The organism is Pseudomonas sp. CJQ_9 (assembly GCF_043106615.1).
GTDB lineage: Bacteria > Pseudomonadota > Gammaproteobacteria > Pseudomonadales > Pseudomonadaceae > Aquipseudomonas > Aquipseudomonas juntendi.
In genome coordinates, this window is sequence record NZ_JBICMS010000069.1 from 102779 (window position 1) to 122977 (window position 20199).

Here is a 20199-nt window from a genome sequence, read left to right on the forward strand (position 1 = left end):
TTCAGTAGCTGCCGTTGGGGTCTATGAATGATCTTCACCAGACGAAAAGACCCCGCAGACTTCTGGCAAAACGGTATCATTCACGGCTTGAAATACGGCCCTGATAGGGAAATCAATAATGAAAGGTAAGCAGCTGGCCTACAGGCCAGACATTGATGGACTGCGCGCCATCGCTGTGATTTTGGTTCTACTGTTCCATTTCAATCTCGGCGTGCCAGGCGGCTTTATTGGAGTTGACGTGTTCTTCGTCATCTCAGGCTACCTGATAACCGAGGTTATCAAGGCGGCGTGCGAAGCCAACAGGTTTTCGTTTGCAGACTTTTATGCTCGACGACTGATTCGGCTGCATCCAGGCCTGATCACGACCGTGGCCCTGTGCTTGGGCGCTGGCTACCTGCTCATGGACCCAGCCTCGTTCGCTTCACTGGCATCATCCGGTCAATATGCGGTCTTTGCCGCTTCGAACGTATTCTTCTGGCTTAACTCTGGCTACTTCGACGCATCTGCCCACACGCAACCGCTGCTGCACACATGGTCGCTGGCAGCTGAATGGCAGTTTTACCTGGCGTGGCCGCTTGTCGTATGGGCATCGCTCAGGGTTTCCGAACGATTCCTGGCGGTCGTTTTGGTCGTCCTAGCAGTTGTTTCGCTGATAGCCTCACAGCACATGCTGACCGTTGACGCCACGGCGTCCTACTTCCTGATGCCCTTCCGAGTCTTTGAACTGGCTGCCGGAGCTTTGATGGTTTATGCCACGAAAGCACGAGCCGGCGAGACACTCGAATCGGTGTTGCTTGCCGTTGGCTTGGCAATAATCGTTGCGTTTGCTTTTTTGCTGGACTCGGCGTCGCCCTTCCCCGGTTTGGCAGCCCTGCCACCTTGTGTCGGCGCCGCGCTGTGCATTTATGCTGGCCGTTCGAAACTCGGTGGCATACTGCGCACTAGACCAATGGTTTGGGTAGGCGTCATCTCATACTCGGTGTATCTGGTTCATTGGCCGATTTTTGTTTTCTACAAGTACTTCGTCTTTCGCGAAGTCACGGTGATTGAAAGCATAGGCATCTTCGTAGCCTCGATCCTGGCTGGTTGGGCTATGTACAACCTGGTCGAATCTCGGTTTATGCCCGGCAAGGTGAAGACCAACACTGTTCGTTACTTGGCTTCGGCGGCAATGACCGCAGCAGTCTTTGCGCTTTCATGGCAGGTCGTTACCAACGGCGGCTTCAGCCAGCGCATCAACCAAACCTATGCGTCGGCACTGAGCAATCCGGCCGAGTATCGCACTAAAAGCTATGGTGGATTTGGATTCAATTCCGACGGGCTTTTAGGTAAACGAGAGGGTCTCGACGCGTACCTGCTTGGCGACAGTTTCTCGTTGCAATATGCGTCTGGCCTAGACAAAGCGTTGGCGCCAAGCGGTATTTCACTGATGAGCCTGTCTACAAACGGCTGCTTTATTTCTGGTAGTTACACAAGGCTGCAAGACAACAAGCCCCGTAGCGACTGCTTTATCCGGTATCGAAAATCCATGGAGATGATGGCGAACGACAAGCGGCCATTGATCTTCGCACTGCACTGGACTGGGTACCGAGAACTACTGGCAACGGAATCTGGGGAGAGGGTCAACCTCAAGGATGACAAGGTGTTCGCAGAGTTTCTTACCGAGAACTTGCACGCGCTGCGTAAGGATGCAGGTGACCGCCCGCTGATTATCGTTGGAAGTCAGCCATTTTTATCTGCGAAAAAGTCAGTTGCTGAATGCCTGCTGAGGCCGACATTCATTCATCAGCCATGCAACGATTCGATCCAGTACAATGTAAGTCAGGCTGAGGCCTTCAAGACAAATGAGGCCATAAAGCAAGCTATCTCGTCGATGGGCAACACGTACTTTATAGACCCATCAAAAACACTATGCCCAAATGGCATGTGTGGTCCGACACTCGATGGACGGCTGATCTACTCGGACAACACCCATCTTTCAATAGATGGCTCTTCGGTGGCTGGAGAGCAAATCGCCAAGCTGCTAGAGGCGATCATTAAGGGATAATGAAAGGGCCTGGAGACAGGCCCTTTTTATCGATCAAGTATTGAATGGAGTGAATAGCACCCTCAGCGAAACATAGCCGGTTTGGGTGCTTGTGCCAGCATTTCGCACGATGTCCCCCGTAACGGAGGTAGCCGTCTCTCCTGTAATCCTGAATATGAAGTCCGTACTTGCCTGAGAATTCTCGCGACCTCCATACGCAGAAAACTGATACTGCTTAGTTCCATTCGAGAAGCATGCCGGGATGGTGTAGTTGCTGAAATCGAAGGTAACCGATGTGGTGCTAGGGTTGGCCACTCCGACTGTAGTCGACAGTCTGATTAGAATCTCAAGAACATCTGTGCTCCTGATTATCGCCTTGTTTGTTGTAGTGTTATCCACGTAGCGAACGGGGCTGTTGACGAAGCGGTTTCCTGATAGGGCTAGGCGCGGCACGGAGGTAGCAGAACTGGCGGTGTTAACCACAAAGCGCGTGGCCCCTCCCTCTATAACGTTGTCCTTGATGATGAAATTGCCACCCGCAGCCGTCGTATTGCCGAGCTGAATAGATCCGTTCACAGAGGACACAAACGTGTTACGAGATATCTCAATGTTTGGCTGGTTGAAGCCTGGATTAGCTATGCTGTCGGTTGGAGAGAAGCAAATGCTCTGACTGAGTCCTGAACTGAATCGGCAACTGCTAACGCGAGCATCTGAGTTGTTGTTCACGACGATGCAGAATTGCCCATTGCCGCCATTGAAGGATTCAAGGTTGAACTCGCAACTCTCGATAACGATGCCTTTTGCTGATAGTAAAGCCTTAATTGGCGAGAAACCTGTAGCGTTGTTCATTGCGCCAAACACTAGGAATCTGTCGCCCTTGACCGAGTTCCTGAACGTTTCCTGGCCAAAGTTGTAGAACACCGACACGCCAGAAGAAGTCTGCTCCACCGTGTTTAGAGTATGCACGTTACCGTAGCAGAGATAGTCGGTTGTATATGTTGTCAGTGAAACTGAGCGAGTAGATAGGTTAACGAACTTGTTGTTGCTTACAGTACCTCGCCTAGCAGCAAACGTCATCACGCCATGACTGATGTTTTCGAAGTAGCTGTTAGTAACACTGATATTTTCGTGTCCGAAATTACCTGTGCCTGGTGGGAGCGTGTACCCTGCCTTCAGAAGCCCCGTATTTGGGTCAGTTGGAGACAGGTCAACGTTAACGCTTGTCGAATAGCAGAAGATCCGAACACCGTAGTTTGCATGCCCCGCCTCTGTGCGAGACGAGTAGAAGCGGCAGCGATCGATTAGGCAATCGCGCGACGCAGCACCAAAGTCGATAGCGCTGAAGTCCAGATCGGTGAACGAGCAATCGCGTACTACACAACGGCAAGACGTGTTGAACTGGAAAGGAGTCGCATCGGCCCAGCGATCTGGGCCAGGGGCTCCGGATCCGAATGGATTACCTGATCTGAAGCTAATGCCGAATACGTTGATGTTTTCGACGGTTATCGCAAAGGATGTGAATCGGCCAGTTCCGTCCACCGTAGCATCGCCGAAAACGATCATTGGCAACGGCCCGGTGTAGTTGACGATCTCAGCCCCATAGCCAACAAGCGTGACGTTTTTGAGATTTTGGAAACTACCTACCTTTGTGCGGCACGGGAACGAGTAGCCGGCCGGGAAGACCAAGACACCACCGCCTTCTGCGGTGAACAACGTCAGTGCCGCCGCGATAGCGGGAGCCCAATCCCAAGTCGACGGATCTAAGGCGGTCGGCTTGTTGATCACATAGGATTCGAACTCGAAGATGCTATAGGGCTGCGCATCAAGCGCTTCTCGCGCCGTGTCAATCGCCGATGTGAGCCTGGATCTCTTATAGCCGACCAGCGCAGCACCTTTTGCGGAATCGGTAGAGTCCGAAAGCTCCTCACGCAATGATCTGTCGACCTGGGCCACCAGCAGGCTCTGATCTGCAGCCCAGTTTCCTGATAGCTCAACCGGAAAACTGGCGGGCAGCTTGATGCTGTATAGGTTATCCCCGCGCTCGATGAGCTGGGTAGGCCTCTCAACGGTTAGTCCGATTCCGTCAACATACACCAGCGGTACAGGCTCGAAACCCTGATTGGCTAGAAAATCGTTGACTTGTTGCTCCATCCCGAAGAACGTTTTCCGGTCAATTCCCAACCGGTCTGGCCATGTCAGCCGGGACCTGTCGTTGGCCCAAACATCGATATTGCCTGAGTTGTCGTGCAGGTCGAACGGCGAACTGGAGCCATCAGTCCCGACCGGGTTGCCAGTGTTGTAGCGCATAGATTCTCCGGGCATGAAAAAGCCCGCTCAGTGGCGGGCATGCTCGATAGGGCGCCGGTCAGGCCGGCGGGAATTGATCGTCGTAGGTGTAAACGCGGACGTCGTACGGCATGCCCTTCATTGCGAAGTTGCCGTTTGCCGGGTCGGAGCTTGTGATGAGGACCGGGTAGGCCCATTTGGCAGCCGGCCCGAACAGAATGTGCGGTGGCTCCCAAGGGCCTGTAACGATTGGTTCGAAGTCCAGGGCGTCTACACGGACTGTGTAGGTGTCGACCTGGGTTGCGGTCCACGGCCCTGACAGCGTGCCGTCCAGCTTGCGGATGCCGATTCGATGCTCACCACCGGCACTGAAGTCCAGCGGCTCAGACGAGCGCAGCAACGTGCCGCCTGGCGTAACCTCGAAGCCCAGAAGGATCGCGCTCTGGCATCGCTTGGGCGTGTCGTCGGCCACAGCAGCAAAGCTAAGGTATCCGCTATTTCCGCCATCCAGCTCGGTTTCCCAGCTGTACACGTCCGTGCGGAACTTCTGGTGGCCACGGCGGCGCATACCGATCCGCCAGGCCCTCGTCTTGTCGCTCACGCCAGGAATCTTCAGTTTCTCGACCTTGATTCCTTGGTCGCCTGGCCAGCGGCACTCCACCGTTTCCCACGCCCACGTTTCACGCGAGAAGTACTCGACATCCACGCCGTCGAAGTCGTTGATCGAAGGCATAGGCCCGGTGATCTTCAGGCTCTTGGTCATGTTCTGCGGCGAATAGGTCTGGGTCTTCGGGCCGTAAGTGGCTTCGAACACCTCTCGCGCTTCGTCACGTACAGGACGGAGCAGGCCGCGATATACGACCAGCTCGCCAAAGCTACAAGCCAAGGCGTTGTTGATCATGTCCTTGACGGTAATAGCTGAATCCAGCGTCTCGTCGTAGGTGTCGCCCCGGGCGACGCAGGTGTTGTGGAAGGCCGTCCATTCCGGCAAGTCGAAGTCGTCATCCGTATAGCCGCGCTGCTTCAGCTGATAAAGGCACCAGGGCACGATGTCTCGCGTTGGAGCCTTTGGCAGCCATGCACCGTCGCTATAGATGGGCAGGATTCGCGTTGCTTCAGCGCTGTTCTGGCTCTCTGACTGCGCCGATAGACGATCACCGCCGCGGATCTTGAAGGACATCACTGTCAGGCCTTCATAGCTCGTCGGCGAGTTTTGCATGCGCCCGCGCAGGTCGTACCACGTCGTGTCGTCCCGCGCCTCCTCATTGGCTCGCCCGCCAAGCTGCACCCAGCGCTTCTTGATCCTGGCCTCTGCCCGCATCGGATAGGGCAGAACGATGCGATTGGTGAAGCCCTGGGCGTCCAGAGAGCTGCCGCTGTGCACCTTTTCAACTACGGTCCACGGCCCCGCTACGTCCATGTCTCGGTATTCGAACGTGTGATAAGCCGGAATGCCGTATATCTGCCCTTCCCGCCCAATGCCACACAGGCCATTGGCAAAGAACACGCTCCATTCCAGCTCAGTGACTTTTTCCCCTTCTGGGCAGCAGGCGAACGGGCCGCGATAACCGCCTTGCAGGTTGGAGGCGTCAAGTGAAATAACGGCCACCACCGACTGCATGGTGTCAAATCCCGGCCAGTCAATGTCCGCAGAACCATCTGACGCCAGGCGCTCCAGGGTCATCAGACTTTCGCTGAAGGCTGTGATGCGGTAACGAAGGCCGCGCGGCCCGATACTCGCCTGCCCGGTGCCAGGGGTGAGCCCGATAACAGGCGATCCGCCGTCATAGTCGAGGGTCATCTCTGCCGGATCTCCGCCAGCAGCAGGGGTGTAGCTGTTGACGACGTAGTAGCCTGCGTTGATGCCTGCGACCTCGATCTCCATGCCTGGGGTCGGGTTCAGCATTTCCAGGGGGCCCTTGATGATGTCCCGGCTCGCCCCGCCGTCGACAGCCTCATATGAATACGGGGCAACCACGCGAATGATGAGACCCGTGGACCAATCCGACGGGAAGGAGCCGGAGCCGGCAGGGATGCTGATGGTGTCGCCAGAGAACTGATATACAGCCGCGTTGGCGTACTGGGTAAGCGTTGTGGCCACTGTCAGCTCAAGCCCTGCGGCGCCGCTAGAGCTTGCCCCCACCTCTGGCACGTTAAACCAGTTGATATGGGCGGTATCGGCAGACAGATCGGCGCCAGGCTGGTAAATCGAAAACTCGGCGTCCTCGCCCAGCGAGATGAGCGGCGTCTGCCCCACCTTCACCTTGCTGATCGGAATGTCATACTCGCCCTCGCCCACATACAGCAGCATCTCGACGCGCTGATCACGCGGGCCGGCGAAATACCGGCGAGGCTGGGTAAGGTAAGACGGATAGGTGCGCTGGTGGCCAGCAATCTGTCGCACTACGTCGCCGAGCTTGACCTTGTTTCCCTTCGCGCTGGCTTCTGTCAGCGGGTCACCCTGCTGAGCACCGGCAGTGGACGGCATGCCCGGCATCTTCGGCATCAGCGCCTTGAGTACTGCCTTAGCGCCCTTGAATAGGGCGAAGGTAATGGAAAACGGATCAGTTCCCTTCGGCTCGCGATAGATCTGCAGCAGGTCAGATGGCTTGAATTTCACCTTGTGCCACAGGTGATGCTCGATCAACTCTCCGTTCAGCACAGCGCTGATCGGCGGGCTTTCTCGGCGCTCGTACGACGGAGCCTGAGACTTCAGCCAGGCCTCGATCGTCATGCGCCGATCGGTTGACCAGGTTCCAAGCGGCGCCGTATCACTCAGCTTGTTCGGGAAAAACTCGATCATGGTAGTAAACCACCCTTGGATACGCGGCTTCGAACTCGCCAGTTGATTGAATCCGGGCGCCGCCGGGGTTTGTGTCGAGGACCTTGAGGCGGCCTCCGACCTGCACGACAACGCCAACGTGCAGGCACAGCTCTCCGCGGAATACCGCTGCAATGGCTCCAGGCTCAGGTGCGCACGGCTCCATTCCATGTCGAAGGTCGTGATAGGCGTGGGTGTTCTCTCTGACCCTGTCCTTGCCTACAGAGCCAAGGCTTGGAAGCAGCGGCAGCCCGTACACCTGATGTCGCACGGCGATGCACAACCCCCAGCAATCGAAGGCAATAGGGCCCCGTGCACCCTCGCGATACGGGGCGCGCATGTATTTCTCGATCATGGCTAGAGGTACTTGAGGCCGGGGGCTCTATCGGTTGTCAGGTACAGCCGATTGCCGTTGGTGTTGAGCAGGTCGAAGAATCCGCAGGTCAGCTTGGCGATGTCGCCGTCATAATCCCGGCTGAGCACAGTCATCCGGTACCGCTCGGCGGGGAACGAAAGGTCTTCAGCCAGGTAACGGCGGAACGTGATGATGAGCCGATCTCCTTGATCCTTAAGTGGCTCGACAATCTCCTGAACCTCGCCAGTGACGTTGTCCAGGCCAAGCACGATATTCTGGAAGGCGCTGTTGTCGTTCGCAGGTAGGGCCTGATCCATGGCCATGGCGACGAAGGTCAGCGTTCGCCCATCCTCAGTGGTGCAGGTGCGATCTTGGTAGCCAGAGCAATAGCAGTGCGAGACGGTGCCGCCCTCCTTCCTCGCCTCGATCGTGTCCACCAGCTCCCCGCGCCCTGAGGCATAGCATTCTTCGATCATGCTCATGCCTCTGGCCACTCCCTGTTCGCCGAAACGTCGATGACGTTCTTGTTGAACCAGTACTCCGGGAACTGCTCCCAGCCTTCGGGAATCAGCGGACGCTGCTTCAATTCGGCGTTGATGGAGTACCGCCAGCGCTTCACCTGGGTCAGTTCAACTTTCCCGTAGATGCCGATGAAGTGGACCTGGTAGGTGGTGAAGCCGGCCGGCAGCTGGAGCGGCATTTCGAACCACTCCAGCCCATCATTCAGCGTTCGCGCATACCACGCCTCGAAGAATGCCGCCTCATCCTCTTCAAACACGAAGTTGAACGTCAGTTCAGACGGGACATAGCTGCGCACCTTCCGGTACCGGCGGCGCCCGGTAACCATCCGCGTCGAGCGCATTGGGTCAACGGTCGTGTAGCCATAGCCATCCTGCAGAGGAAGTGGCAATTCTGCCGGGTATTGAATCATTGCCGTTCCTCAGCTGAGGTTTGCGTTTAGGTGAGCGGGCTGAGGCCCAGCGCCTCCTCGATGCGAGCGAGCCGCCTTTGGAGCAGAAGCTCCTTCTCATCAGGCTGAACAACAGGATCGGGCACGGTTGCGCCCGCCCCGCTGTCGGCCTCGTCAGTTTCAGTGGTCATGGGATCTACCTACGTTGGGTTGCGCGAAAGCCCGTAGGCCGCTTCGATTGCCTGAGCCCTCTCGCCACCACCCCAGATGTCAGCCACGAAGGCGTCTATCTGCAGCTGTCCATCGTCGCCGGTGCGCTGATCAACAGTGCCGGCACGGGACCGGTCTTCGATCAGGTTCACGGTGACGCTTGGCTGGGCGGCTACAGGCGCAACGGCAGTTCCGGCGCCCTGCGTGGAAACGACTGAACCTGACCCGCCGGCCACCGATACCCGCTCGTTCGAGTTGATCGCCTCGAGCAGCGCGCGGTTACGTTTGGTGGCCGCGGCATTAACCACGAACTCGCCGTCGCTCAGGCGGGCCATGATGCTGTCCGAGGTGCCGGTACCGGCGCCGGACACATAGCCGCCGGTGGCGAAGCCAGGGAGGCTTACTGAGCGGATAGATGCGACCTGAGCCATCTGCGCCGTGAGCGCAGCGCCAGCAGCCGCTATACCAAGTGCAGGACCAACGATTGGGATGCCTGCCATTGCCGAGTAAGCATCACTCGCCGTCTTGGGGGCATTAATCAGGGCCTGAGCGATTGCCACCGCCTTAGACACAGCAAACATCGCCTTGTAGGCCGAAGACTGCTCACCAGCGAACGTGCCAACAACGCTAGTCAGATCGCTAAACATGTCCTGCGCAATGGAGATTCGAGCCATGCTCATGGCGCGCTCATTGCTCATGGTGTCAGCCGCCCGCTGCTGCTCAAGCTGGCGTATCGTCTCGTCGTACTGAGCGGCGTTTTCCACTTCCAGTTCGCGATACTTCTGGTACATCGCGATACGCTGGTCGTACCAGGCCTGGAGCTGGGCGTTTTCCTCGGCCATTCGGGTCAGCTCGGAGCTTGGCCCGCCTACCTCGGCCGAAATCACCGAGGCATTTGGCTTCCCATTGAAAATCTGCCCCTTGATTGCCGAATCGATACCCGACCTGGCGATGTTGCCCGCCGGCCCTTGAATTCCAGTTGCTGCCGCTTTCTGCGCGTAGAGCTCGGCCAGGCTTTGCCCTTTGACGTACTCCTCGTTGATCTGCTTCAACCTGACGAGGTGCTGGTCCTGCCCCTGAACTATGGCTGCATAGTTCTGCGAGGCCTGAGCCAGTGCATTGCTGTACTCGATCTGGCTGATGGCTCCACGATCCAGCGCCAGCTGAAGCTGTTGCTGTTCATGCGTAAGAGAGCGTACGGCCTGAGAGGCTGGGTCATACTGACCATAGAGCTTCGTGAAAACTCCGAGAGCCTCTGACAGACTTCTGGCGGATTCTGTATTTGCCCTTGCGTTTGCCGACCCTAGGCCCTTTGCCGCCTTTTCTGCCGCCGCCTTTCGGTCCTTTTCCTCGGCGTACTGCAGCAGCAATTTCTCCTGCTCTGGCAGCAATTTGCCAAGCTCGCCACTTTCGATCGCATACCTGACCTTCGCGGCCTCGGTGTTTTCCCCCTGAAGAGCAGCCTGCTTTTTCAGACTAGCCAACATCTTCTCGTATTCGGCGTTGATGGCTGTTGCAGATCCTTCTGCCGGGGCGTCACCCTTAGGCGTTTGCGCACCGATTTTCGCTGCAGATCCTTCCATGCTGCTGACGATCGTTCTGATGCCGGCCGCTTTGCCCTCAAGCTCTCTGATTTCGGCGTCTAGCTCGCCCTTGTCGTAGAACTTGAACTTGAAAAACACCGTGTCACTTGGGTCGTCTTTTGCCAGCCTTGACCTCGCATTCTGGAGATCCCGGATACCGGACAGGGTAACGCTGAGCTCGTTGTTCAATCCGGCAACGGTCTGCTTATCCTGGCGGAAGAAATCAAGGAATTCCCCAGAGTTGAATCCATCCATTGCCCGCGCGAGCGCTGCGATCCCGTTTGCGAGCCGGCTGCTTGCACCGGTGGCTTCGTCCAGCCTGCCAACTGTTGACACCAGGGCGTTATTGAAAGAGGTCACGGCCTGGCTGACAGTAAGCGTCATAGCGGAGCTGAGCTCGTCGACCTTGTCCTTCTGATTTTGCAAGGCGCGCACCACCGCCTCAGAGGTAAGTTTTCCCTCTGCCCCCATGGCTCGGAGTTGACCTATCGTCACGCCCAGACCTCGAGCGATGGCCTGGGCCAGAGCCGGTGTCTGCTCCATGATCGAGTTAAGCTCGTCACCACGCAGGGTGCCTGACGCTAGCGCCTGCCCAAACTGGACCATTGAGGCGTCAGCTGCCTGGGCGCTGGCGCCACTGAGAGCCACGGTCTTGGCCACCGTCTCGGTGACACTAGCAACCTCAGCAAAGTCGAGACCCAGCCGACTGGCATTCTGCGCTATGCGCTGGTACACCTGAGCCGTGACCTCAAGCGATTGCCGAGAGTTCTGGGCAACCTGGTAAACCGACTCCTGAGCGAAGGCCAACTGCTCGGTGCTTTCCGTTACAAGCCTAAGCCGGTTTGTGAGGTTTACGTACTGTTCTGCAGCTGCAGCAATTTTTGCGACGCTGAATGCTGCAGCAATTGGGCCTGCAAGTCCGGTAACGGCAGACGCCAGCTTGTCAGTTTGTCCCTCCAGGGTCCTGACTTTCGATGCGCTGGATGAGGCCTGGTTGCCCAGGTCACGGATGCCTGTCTCCGCCTTGCCCATTGCTGGGTCAATCCTGTTGCCTGCCGACTCCAAGGCGTTCAGGTCCTTGGCCATGGCTCTTGCGTCGCGCTGAGCGCCTCTGGAGTCGATCGTAACCGCCAGACGAGACTCTTGGTTCATACAAACTCCGGGCACAAAAAAGCCCGAACTCGGCGGGCTTCGGTTGAATATCTGCTCAGTCTGTGACCGGCTCTAGGTCTGAAGAGCAGTGCTTGTATTTGATGGCTTCACGCTGAACTACCTCCGCGCAGTATGGGCACTTACGGTAGTTCGCCGACGATCCGTATTTTTTGCGATTTCGATGCTTTTCGCATCATCGACGCCAATGGGATTCACCAGCCAGATAGCGATTAGGGCAAAAATTGAAAAGAGAAACCCCAGCGCAAACCAGGCCCCGGCGCTGCGCCCTTTCTGCTTGGCGAAGTACGCGGTTACCGCGGCGACAGCAAGCCAGACGATTACAATTTCCATGAGCTCCTCCTGAGTCGATGGCGAAATTTACCATCCACCCAGCTTCGGGTGCCATCATTGCTACTCGACAGAACCACTCTATCTGCGCGCCGCATTCGCTACCGTTTTTTCACCCTGCTTCTCTTGCTGCTCATACCAACGCTTCCTGAACTCTTCGTCCAGTGCGAACACTGCGGCGTCGAACTCTTCGCGGCATATCATCGAGGGGTAGCGATCGAGATACTCACAGATCGCTGACGGCTCGATGGGAGCCGGCGCGCCCACCATGCCCACATACTGGCGGGACCGGCCAATATGCACGTAAGCTTCCAGGATCTCGGCAACCACACCATCGATCTCCGGCTGCTCCGGGGCCGTAAGCCCAAGGCGCTCATGCTTCCAGCGCTTTTTCTCGTTCTCCGGCCCAGCCCAGTCCCTACCCCAGCGATATGCCGCTACTGCTTTTCCGCAGTTTTTGCTGCCCTTTCCTTGGCTCTGGTCATGATGTCCAAGGCCGCGCGGACAACAGTCCAGTACACATCAGGCATCATCTTGAGAAGCTCAACGCCAAGCTTCGGCGTGTATTTAGCCGGCACTCCAGGGTTGTCAGCTACATCCACCCCTTCCCAGTCCTTGATCAGGTGGCGCGCCGCCAATTCGAAGTACAGGTCATCGCCAGATTCGATCTCGACCTCCGCCACCGCGTCCAGGCTGAAGTCCTTGGTCCCTGCCTTCGTCTGGAGATCGATGGAGTCCAAATGGCGCTGGATGATTGCCTTGTGCGACTTGAACATCGGATTGCCGAAGGAAGCCACAAGCAGCTTCGCACCTGGCGCAAAGTCGACCCAGCGCTGACCCTCGATATCCAGCTCAGGCTTCTTGATGGTGATGCCCATGGTATTCCTCTGCGGTAAAAGGCCCGACGCACACCGCAGGGCGCGCCGGGCAAAGGGTTAAGCGGTGACGGTTACAGCGCAGGTATCGGTCTTGGTGCCGTCTGCAGCGCTGGTGGCCGTGATGGTGGCGGTGCCGACTACCAGAGCGGTGACCAGGCCGGTCTCGCTCACGCTGGCGATGGTCGGGGCGGAACTGGACCAGGTGACTTGCTGGCTGGCACCGGCCGGGGTGACCACGACTTCGAGGTCGCCGGTATCACCTACTTCCAGGCTCAGAGTGGCCGGGGTGACGTCCACGGCAGCCACGACGATCGGAGCCGGCAGACGGGTGATGGTCGGAGCAACACGGCGGGCGGTGTAGTTCAGTTCTACCTGGATGATGTCGGTCGAGCCGCCATCAGGCCAGTCGGCGGTCACTTCCATCTCAGGGATCAGGAACTTGTAGCCGCCGTCGGCGTTGCCGATGGTGAATTCCAGGCTGATCGCGTCGTTGCCCTTCTGGGCCTTCCACAGCTCGTAGGCCATCTTCGACCAGCTGATGGTGATCGCGCCGGACGGGGTGAACGTGGTGGCAATGATGTTGCCTGGGTACGGGTTGCCATTGCCGATGCAGCGCTGGGTTTGGACGTTGTTGTCGAATTGCAGGTTGAAGCTGTCGACGCAGGCGTTGTCTTCACCCACCTGAACGCCGTTGATCTTCAGGCCGCTGATGTCCTTGAAGCTGAAGCGCCGCTGGCTGGCCTCGGGCTGGGCGTTGACGATGAACGATGTGTTGTCGCCCTTGTCATCCCAGGAGCGCGCCGCCATGGTCATGGTGACCGTGACTTCGTTGTCTCCTGGGAAATCGAAGTTCATGGTGGCGACTTGCACGCCGCGGGCAATGGCCGAAACACCGATGTCAGTCGCGTAGGAGGCGATCGAGAAGGTGATGCGGTCGTCGCCCATGGTCAGGACGTTGGCAGCCCAGTCCTTGCCGAAGCAGGAGGCCATGAAGTCGTCCAGCGCGCCGAAGCGCCACTTGGTTTCGATATCGCCGCCCACGTCCACGGTGGTCTGGGCGGTGCCCTGCGACATCCGGGTGAAGCCGATTTCGTTGTTCTCTTCCGAGTTGAAGGTAGGCATCAGACCGTTGCTGATACGGGTCAGCACGTTCCAGTTGCCTGCCGGCGTTACGCCGGGTGTTGCTTCTTTGATCCAGGCCAGCTGGACCTTGGCTCCGCTCGACATGCGGTTTCTCCTATCGATAGGCGTAAAAAAACCGCCATGTGGCGGTGGATGTTGAGGGATCAGTAGGCCCGGTATGGGACGCTGACGTTTATTTGGTACCAGCCATTACCGTCATCGCCCATCACCGCAGCGGAAACCTCAAGACACTCGAACTGAGCATCGGGCGCGGTGTAGAACTGGAAGTGGCTGACAAGGGTGTCAGCGGCTCGAGTGATGGCGAGGTCGCCAGTGTCGAGCGGGACGAAAAGCTGCACGATTATCAGCCCGGTGCGGCGGACAACTGGACCGGCACCGATCTCGGGCGAGCTTGCAAGGCCTGGAACATGAGCAAGCCTGGCCCAGAGTGCTCGCCCATTTGGATCGAACGGCCCATCCTGATCGTTGGGGTAGGTGATGTCTTTACGTGGCAGGCCAATCCACTCTTTCATCCTGACGATGATGATGGACCGAATCTGTTCGAGGGTCATTTGCTGTAGGCCTGTGCGACGCCATTGAATGAGACGGCATAGATACCGCCGGGTGCCTGTGTTGAGTGCCCGTCCTCTAGTTTCTCGGCGTAAGGCAGGTTTGTCTGGATGTAGATGACCGTGAAAGGCTCAAGCCCTGAAAGCTGGCGCTGCCCTTCTGCGATCGTTTCCGATCCAACCTTGTCGATCTTGGTCGTCTGGATGTAGACAGGCGCCCCGATACTGACGATGTGGCTCCCCCTGAATCTTCCTCCCGAGTAGCCAGGCGGCGGTGGGCTCTTCCATAGATCAGGGTTGCCCACGGGCGAGCGGAGAACGATCTCCCCAAGCATTGCCATGGCTATCGCTCTGGATCGCTGGGTCAACGCGTCTTCTACCACGCCGGCAAATGCACTCGGTGGCGTGCTCCACCCTCTACCCTTTGCCATGGATCACTTCCTCAGCTGAATCTCGTAATGAGCTTTGGCCGGGTCAATGCCAGGCTTAATGATCTCGTAGGTGACTGGCTCACCTGTGATCAGGTCGGCAGCCGTTATCCGGTGTCCTATGGCCGGGAGGTCGGTCACCTCATTGGCCAGGCAGATCAGCAGCACGTCACCGGCCAGGATGTTGATGCCATCGATGCGCCGGCTGTCGTAATCGTCGAATACGCCGCGCCCGGTGTAGGTGACCGGCTGTCGCGTGCTGATTTCGGTCAGTGGGTCGGTTTCGCCGGGGCCGAGGTAATTGCCGGTGAACGGCACGACCGCGTCCGCCAGGTCCTCGTCGAAGGCTGCGGCCAGGTCGATCTGGATGTCGTCACGTAAACCCACGGCTACCCCCGGTTAACCACGAAGCTGAATGGGTTCCCGCGCCAAGGCGTCAGCAGGGCCAGAGCGAACTGCACGCCCTCAGGCTGCGCGCCTGCGCTGGTCCGGTCGAGCGCGGCATAGGTGCGGCTGGTCGATACCGATCCGGCCTTCACGCTCTTGGCCTCAAGCGACCCTTCGGTCTGCTGCTGGTACAGCTGGCCGGTGGATGCAACCAGGGCCAGCTGGGCCCCGGCCTGCTTCACCTCCTCCGGTACGGCATCCATGTCGATGCCACACAGGCGGAGCGAGGTGAGGTATGCGTTGGCCTGCGCTACCGCCATGGCCTTCTTGTCGTCGGGCGCCCAGGTCGATCCCAGGATTTCGTCGACGTCCGCGACGGTGATGTAGGTAGCCATCAGGCCTCCGCTTAAATGAGTGGGGCCGAAGCCCCGGTGCTACTTCTTGTCGTCACCGCCGCCGTTTTTACGGGCAGCCTTCTGTTGCGGCTCGACATGAACCAAGGCCTCGGCTTCTACGTCCTTGCTCTTCAGTCGTACCTGGCCGTCCTCGGCTTGCTCGAGGCCGTCGAACTGAGTTTTTTTCACGTAGTTGTCATTCATCACGCGCTCTCCAGTGCTTTGATCCGCGCGGCCAGCGCGCTGATGGTGGCTTGAAGGTCGCCAGCAGCAACGCCGTTGGTTGCGTCTGCGGCAACCTGGACGGTCGACGCTGCTGGCTTGGCATTTTTCATGGATCGGGGCAGACCCTTGCCAGTTTTCGGGGTAGCCATGCGTTCATCTCCTGATTGGGGCGGCGAACCGCCCCGGGTGGATTAGGCGGCAGGTACGCCGGTTACCAGGAAGGCGACTGGCACGTGCTTGCGCTCGACCACTCGGTTCCAGTTGGTGGCCAAAGCCAGATCCGACCACGACGCGGAGCGCGGGGTGGTTTCGGTGCCGTTGCCGGTGATGGTGGCACTCAGGAAGCTGTAGCCCAGCGGGTGCAGCAGCCAGGTTTTGCGCGACCACAGAACCTCGACGCCGCCGCCGTTGCCGCGGGCCGCCTGGCGCTCGTACTCGACCGGGTGCTGGGGGCTGCCCTCGCCGTAGCCGATCGCACCGCGACCGAAGATCACGTTGATGAATTTGCGGGCGTTGCCGGTGCCGATCACGGTCATCTGGTCGTCGATCACCAGCTGATAGCCCTGGTAGGTGGCAATCTGGGTGTTGTTGTCGGCATCACGGATGAAGTCGATCAGCTGCTTCTTGCGCATGTCGCCGTACACGAAGCTGTGCATGGCCATGACGCCAAGTACCTGGCCAGTTGGCCCCATCAGCGCATCACCCATGGTCTGGGTGGCGTCGATGAAGGCGCCGGCATCGAACCCACCAGCGGCCGACACGTCGATCACCATGTCGTTCTGGGTGTGGAATGCATCGGTTGCTGCGATGTTGTCGTTATACATGCCCAGCGAGGTCGCCAGGAGCCGGCGCTGAGCCTGGCGCTGCCAGAAGTTGTCCAGGCGGGACGCCACGGATTGCAGCGGATTCTGGCTGGTGAGCTCGACGGTCAGGTCAGCCTGGCCGAAACCTTCGTTGAGGTAAGCAACGCGGGCGAGCATGTCGCCAGTGTTGATCGCGCGCGGCTCAGCAACGTCGGCGTACACGTCGTTCGAGTAGTTTGGCTCGATCGATGCGTCGATTGCCTTCCAGAAAGGAATGTTGGCGATGTTCGACGGGCCGTTGGCGATCTGGGAGGCGTACGGGGTCGGGGTGAGGATGCCCGAGGTGAAGAAGGCGGTCTTCTCCACCGGGTCCTGGGTGAGGTACGAGGTGAGTACCGGGATGTTACCGGTAACGATGTCACCAATGGTGGTGATAGGCATGGGGCCTTACTCCTTACGTTTTGCCTGGTCCAGCAGTCGCTGGAACTCGGATGGGTTTTCACGCTGCAGTGCAATCCGCTCTGCTTCGCTCATGTCGTTGAGGTTTTTGGCGGCCCCGCCACCTTTTCCACCGGCAGCCCCGCCGCCGTTGGCTTGCGAACCGCGTACCAAGGAGGCGTAACGCGGGTCTTTTTGGAACTCTTTGCCGAGGTCTTCCAGCGTCGAAACCGTGAGGTTCCCGCTGGCATCGGTTACACGTACCTGGCCATCGACAATGCGCAGCCGGCGCTCGAGGAATTCGGCCAGGATCTCGGCGTTCGGGCCGTCAGCGATCTGCGCCGCGACCTTGGAAGCCGCACCGGTCAGGTCGCGCTTCTCGATGCCGGCCTGCAGGTCTGCCAGCTTCTGGCGCTCGGCGGCCAGGGCTTGCTCGCTGCTGGTGTAAAGCGACTCGTAGTCGCCCTTGGCCTTTGCAGCTTCCACGGCCTGCTGCTCGCGCTGCTGCTCAGCCTCGCGGGCGCGCTGCTTGGCGGCCTTCGCTTCGTCCAGCAGAGTCTGGTTCTGGCGCTTCAGGCCTTCCACGTCCTCGGTCTGGGGTAAGCCCTCGACCGCCAGCACGTAGTTTTCGCCCTGGGCCTTGTAGAAGGCCTGCAGGGATGGCTCCAGTGCATCGAATGCTGCTTTGTCGATCAGGTATTTCATGTCATCCCCCGGATGATTTGCCGTTGGCTCAGCCGCGGGCGTAAAAAAACCGGCTCATGGCCGGCTGTTCAAAGTCCTGCACGCTCGAAGGCGCGCGGTTCAAGCTCTCTCAGCTCGTCCAGCGTGATCTGCTTGCCGTTCTGGTCCACGAACTTGTCCAGGCTCAGCTCACCCTTGCTGAAAAGCTTGTAGCGGGCCGGACCAAGAACATCGATCTGGAAAGCGGCAGGCTGACGAGCAAGCCACTGCTGGTAGGTTGTCTTGCTCGATACCTGCTCAGCACCGTCTGGCCCGACTGCTGGCCTGACCGAACCGGGAATCTCCCGCTCGAACTCAGGCTTGAGCACCGGTATCTCGGACGTTCGGCAGTTCCAGTGGAACGGCGGCGATGGCGCGCTGAACGGCACCACCGTGTTGTCGATCGAGCGGCAGAACGGCGATGTGCGCCCGTCCAGCGTGGCGATTCGTCGTTTTCCGGCCAGGATGTCTTCGTTGGCCTTGAACGTCTCAGCCCGCGCTGTGCTGGCGATGTGGTTGGTCATGGTGCGCACCAGCGCCGATGCCTGGTCCTGCTGCAGCTGGTGCATGCTGGTCAGGCGTCTGGTGATCTGCTGGCTGGTTTCGCCAAGGGCAGAGCCGATTTGGATCTCTCCCACAATCTGCGCAGACTTGGCCGTACCGAACTGGTCCAGAGCGCCTGCAATGCTGATGCGCTGCACCCCTGCCCTCGCTTCGAGAAGCATGGGATCGGCTAGAGCGGCAGCGGCAACAAGGTCAGCCGCCGGCACCTGCGTTTGCATCAGTGCGGTGACCACCTGGCCAAGCATGCGCGCGCTGAATCCCGCCTCGTATGCAGCGAACTCGCCCAGATCAAGCACCGCTTGCCCTTTGAGGTCACTGTAGATGCCCTGCAGATCGCGCTGCAGGGCGTCAATCTCGCTGGTGTACCTGCGCGTGCCGTACGCGCTCAATCCGCCGCGCACGACTGCCTTGGCTGTGTTGATGGCCTTGGTGATGAACTTGGCCACTCGCTTCAGGTTGCCGGCGGCGTACCGCTGGACATAGACCTGGTGGCGGGTGGCTGCGTCAGCCAAGTAGCCTTCACTGCTCATTGCCGTCACCTGGTGGCTGGCCGCCCGTGTCGTTGCCGGTCACTGGCGGCTGGGCCTCGATGTCGTCGTCGATGTCGTCGTCCGTGCGGTCTGATTCGATGGTGCCGGCCTGGCGCAGGTTGGTGCGCAGATCCTTCTTCGCGATAATGCCCTGCTGCCAGAGCTGGACTTGGGCCAAGATCATCTGGGCATCCATGGCTTCGTCGAAGAATTCCTGGTTCAGCCAGAACACCGTCCCGGTCATGTCAGGCTGGCCTACCATGAAGCGCTCGGCGTCCAGGATGGCCAGTTTCAGCGCTTCTGAGACGTTCCCGGCAATGGTGCCCAGCACGCTGTTGTCCGAGCTGTAGCGGATGCGTACGGCCTCTGCTGTCTCGGCGCCGCCGCCCTTCTGGACGATGCGAGCACCGATCATCAACATTTGGTCCTGCTTGTCGCGCATCAGCTCTAGGGCGAGCTGAGTTTCCTTGGCCTGGAGCATGGTGGCGCTGCCTTGGGCGCCGAGGTTGATACCGCGTCGAGAACCAATGTGCACGCCGTTCGGGTTGAACTTGGCGAAATCCTCGGCAGTGATGCTGCTGGTCATGAACAGCGTTGGCTGCGAGCTGATGAAACCTGCCTCCTCCACCGTGGCGCTATTGCCGTAGTGCAGGATGTTGACGTCTGCGATGTCTTCGAGCGGCCCCTTGTCCACTGCTGCGTCGTTGTTCTCGGCACCGTAGAAGTGGAACGGGATGTGGTCGAACTGCTTGCCGGCCTGGTCGCGGGGGATACTCTCCTCGCCGTCCGGGATGTCGTCGCGGTACAGCCGCTGCTTGTAGACGCCATCCTCCAGCACAAGGGCGCGGTACTGGTCGACGATCTCAAAGTCGAAGCCGTCGTCGCTCTCCTTGCTGAGCTGCTCATGCAGGACCACCAGCACCAGGTGCTTGCGGCCTTCGATGACCTTCTCGCGCCAGTTGATGATGCTCAGGGCCGGGTAATGGTGAATCCAGGCCTGCTTACCGGCTGATTCGGCAGCGGTGCGTGGCCGCCCGCTTTCGCCTTCCAGCTTGGGGTAGTCGGTGAGGAACCCGCCGCGCCCAGTGTCCAGGCACTCGCCAACCGCCTCTTTGGACAGCTGCTCCAGGCTCGCACCGTCGCCGCTGGCATTCTCCAGCAGGTACTGCACGCCAGATGGCAGCTCAACCTCAGCCGTCTTGCGGAACACCGCCCCCAGCAGGCCGGTGCGCGTGCGCCCGGTCACGTTGAGGAACATCGCCCGCTTCTTCAGCTGGCGGTACCGCTCTAGGTTTTCCGCCGACTGGTTCGTGGGGTCCGGCATTGGCAGGTATTCGTCGTGCTTTCGCACCTCTCGGGCGCCGGCCACGCATCGCTTGACCAGGCGCCAGCTCGGCAGAGCATCGTTGTACTCCTGCCGGGTTGCGCTGTAATTCGGCATGCTGG

At 59.1% G+C, this 20199-nt stretch carries 22 protein-coding genes; 1 reads left to right on the forward strand and 21 read right to left on the reverse strand.

All coding sequences use genetic code 11. From position 1 onward, the window contains the following. Positions 1-118: 118 nt before the first annotated feature. Positions 119-2047, forward strand: coding sequence for an acyltransferase family protein (locus ACF8SD_RS12375; protein WP_392483680.1), 1929 nt, complete (start codon positions 119-121; stop codon positions 2045-2047). Between the two features lie 33 nt (positions 2048-2080). Here the strand turns inward: ACF8SD_RS12375 and ACF8SD_RS12380 are convergent, their stop codons facing one another. The 21 genes from ACF8SD_RS12380 to ACF8SD_RS12480 all read right to left on the reverse strand — a co-directional run bounded on the left by ACF8SD_RS12380 (position 2081) and on the right by ACF8SD_RS12480 (position 20194). Next, positions 2081-4333, reverse strand: a complete 2253-nt coding sequence (locus ACF8SD_RS12380) for a hypothetical protein (protein ID WP_392483681.1) — start codon at positions 4331-4333, stop codon at positions 2081-2083. 58 nt (positions 4334-4391) lie between these two features. After that, entirely contained in the window at positions 4392-7115 is a 2724-nt protein-coding gene (locus ACF8SD_RS12385; RefSeq protein WP_392483682.1) for a host specificity factor TipJ family phage tail protein, read from the reverse strand. Then, positions 7084-7488 carry a hypothetical protein gene (locus ACF8SD_RS12390; RefSeq protein WP_392483683.1) on the reverse strand — a complete coding sequence of 135 codons (405 nt, stop codon included), beginning with the start codon at positions 7486-7488 and terminating at the stop codon, positions 7084-7086. Before ACF8SD_RS12390 ends, ACF8SD_RS12385 begins: the two co-directional genes overlap by 32 nt. A 2-nt stretch (positions 7489-7490) precedes the next feature. Beyond that, positions 7491-7970, reverse strand: a complete 480-nt coding sequence (locus tag ACF8SD_RS12395; RefSeq protein ID WP_392483684.1) for a DUF1833 family protein — start codon at positions 7968-7970, stop codon at positions 7491-7493. Continuing rightward, positions 7967-8419, reverse strand: coding sequence for a transposase (locus ACF8SD_RS12400; protein ID WP_392483685.1), 453 nt, complete (start codon positions 8417-8419; stop codon positions 7967-7969). The genes ACF8SD_RS12395 and ACF8SD_RS12400 overlap by 4 nt, the downstream gene beginning before the upstream one ends. A gap of 26 nt (positions 8420-8445) precedes the next feature. Continuing rightward, positions 8446-8589, reverse strand: a complete 144-nt coding sequence (locus tag ACF8SD_RS12405) for a hypothetical protein (protein WP_392483686.1) — start codon at positions 8587-8589, stop codon at positions 8446-8448. 9 nt (positions 8590-8598) lie between these two features. Beyond that, positions 8599-11343, reverse strand: a complete 2745-nt coding sequence (locus tag ACF8SD_RS12410) for a tape measure protein (protein WP_392483687.1) — start codon at positions 11341-11343, stop codon at positions 8599-8601. A 117-nt stretch (positions 11344-11460) separates the two neighbouring features. After that, positions 11461-11694, reverse strand: coding sequence for a hypothetical protein (locus ACF8SD_RS12415; protein ID WP_392483688.1), 234 nt, complete (start codon positions 11692-11694; stop codon positions 11461-11463). Between the two features lie 78 nt (positions 11695-11772). Next, positions 11773-12021 (reverse strand): hypothetical protein, encoded by a 249-nt coding sequence (locus ACF8SD_RS12420; RefSeq protein ID WP_033744544.1) that lies wholly within the window; start codon positions 12019-12021, stop codon positions 11773-11775. A gap of 107 nt (positions 12022-12128) precedes the next feature. Next, on the reverse strand, positions 12129-12569 hold the full coding sequence (locus tag ACF8SD_RS12425; protein ID WP_029886002.1) for a hypothetical protein: 441 nt from the start codon (positions 12567-12569) through the stop codon (positions 12129-12131). Positions 12570-12626: 57 nt separating this feature from the next. Next, positions 12627-13796, reverse strand: a complete 1170-nt coding sequence (locus ACF8SD_RS12430) for a phage tail tube protein (protein WP_392483689.1) — start codon at positions 13794-13796, stop codon at positions 12627-12629. A 59-nt stretch (positions 13797-13855) separates the two neighbouring features. Next, the gene (locus tag ACF8SD_RS12435) at positions 13856-14263 is read right to left on the reverse strand and encodes a phage tail terminator-like protein (RefSeq protein ID WP_392483690.1); all 408 of its coding nucleotides are present in this window, start codon (positions 14261-14263) and stop codon (positions 13856-13858) included. Then, positions 14260-14691, reverse strand: a complete 432-nt coding sequence (locus tag ACF8SD_RS12440) for an HK97 gp10 family phage protein (protein WP_392483691.1) — start codon at positions 14689-14691, stop codon at positions 14260-14262. The genes ACF8SD_RS12435 and ACF8SD_RS12440 overlap by 4 nt, the downstream gene beginning before the upstream one ends. A gap of 3 nt (positions 14692-14694) precedes the next feature. Beyond that, the gene (locus ACF8SD_RS12445) at positions 14695-15075 is read right to left on the reverse strand and encodes a glutamate 5-kinase (RefSeq protein ID WP_392483692.1); all 381 of its coding nucleotides are present in this window, start codon (positions 15073-15075) and stop codon (positions 14695-14697) included. Between the two features lie 2 nt (positions 15076-15077). Further along, a complete protein-coding gene (locus ACF8SD_RS12450; RefSeq protein WP_392483693.1) occupies positions 15078-15470 on the reverse strand; it encodes a DnaT-like ssDNA-binding protein in 393 nt (130 codons plus the stop codon). Between the two features lie 39 nt (positions 15471-15509). Then, positions 15510-15674, reverse strand: a complete 165-nt coding sequence (locus ACF8SD_RS12455; RefSeq protein WP_392483694.1) for a hypothetical protein — start codon at positions 15672-15674, stop codon at positions 15510-15512. Further along, complete coding sequence (locus ACF8SD_RS12460) at positions 15674-15844, reverse strand: hypothetical protein (RefSeq protein WP_392483695.1); 171 nt, start codon at positions 15842-15844, stop codon at positions 15674-15676. Before ACF8SD_RS12460 ends, ACF8SD_RS12455 begins: the two co-directional genes overlap by 1 nt. A 42-nt stretch (positions 15845-15886) precedes the next feature. Continuing rightward, positions 15887-16939 carry a phage coat protein gene (locus tag ACF8SD_RS12465; protein ID WP_392483696.1) on the reverse strand — a complete coding sequence of 351 codons (1053 nt, stop codon included), beginning with the start codon at positions 16937-16939 and terminating at the stop codon, positions 15887-15889. Positions 16940-16945: 6 nt separating this feature from the next. Beyond that, positions 16946-17641 (reverse strand): hypothetical protein, encoded by a 696-nt coding sequence (locus ACF8SD_RS12470; RefSeq protein WP_392483697.1) that lies wholly within the window; start codon positions 17639-17641, stop codon positions 16946-16948. A gap of 68 nt (positions 17642-17709) precedes the next feature. Further along, positions 17710-18753, reverse strand: a complete 1044-nt coding sequence (locus tag ACF8SD_RS12475) for a phage minor head protein (RefSeq protein WP_392483698.1) — start codon at positions 18751-18753, stop codon at positions 17710-17712. Further along, positions 18743-20194 (reverse strand): DUF4055 domain-containing protein, encoded by a 1452-nt coding sequence (locus ACF8SD_RS12480; protein WP_392483700.1) that lies wholly within the window; start codon positions 20192-20194, stop codon positions 18743-18745. Before ACF8SD_RS12480 ends, ACF8SD_RS12475 begins: the two co-directional genes overlap by 11 nt. Between the last annotated feature and the right edge of the window lie 5 nt (positions 20195-20199).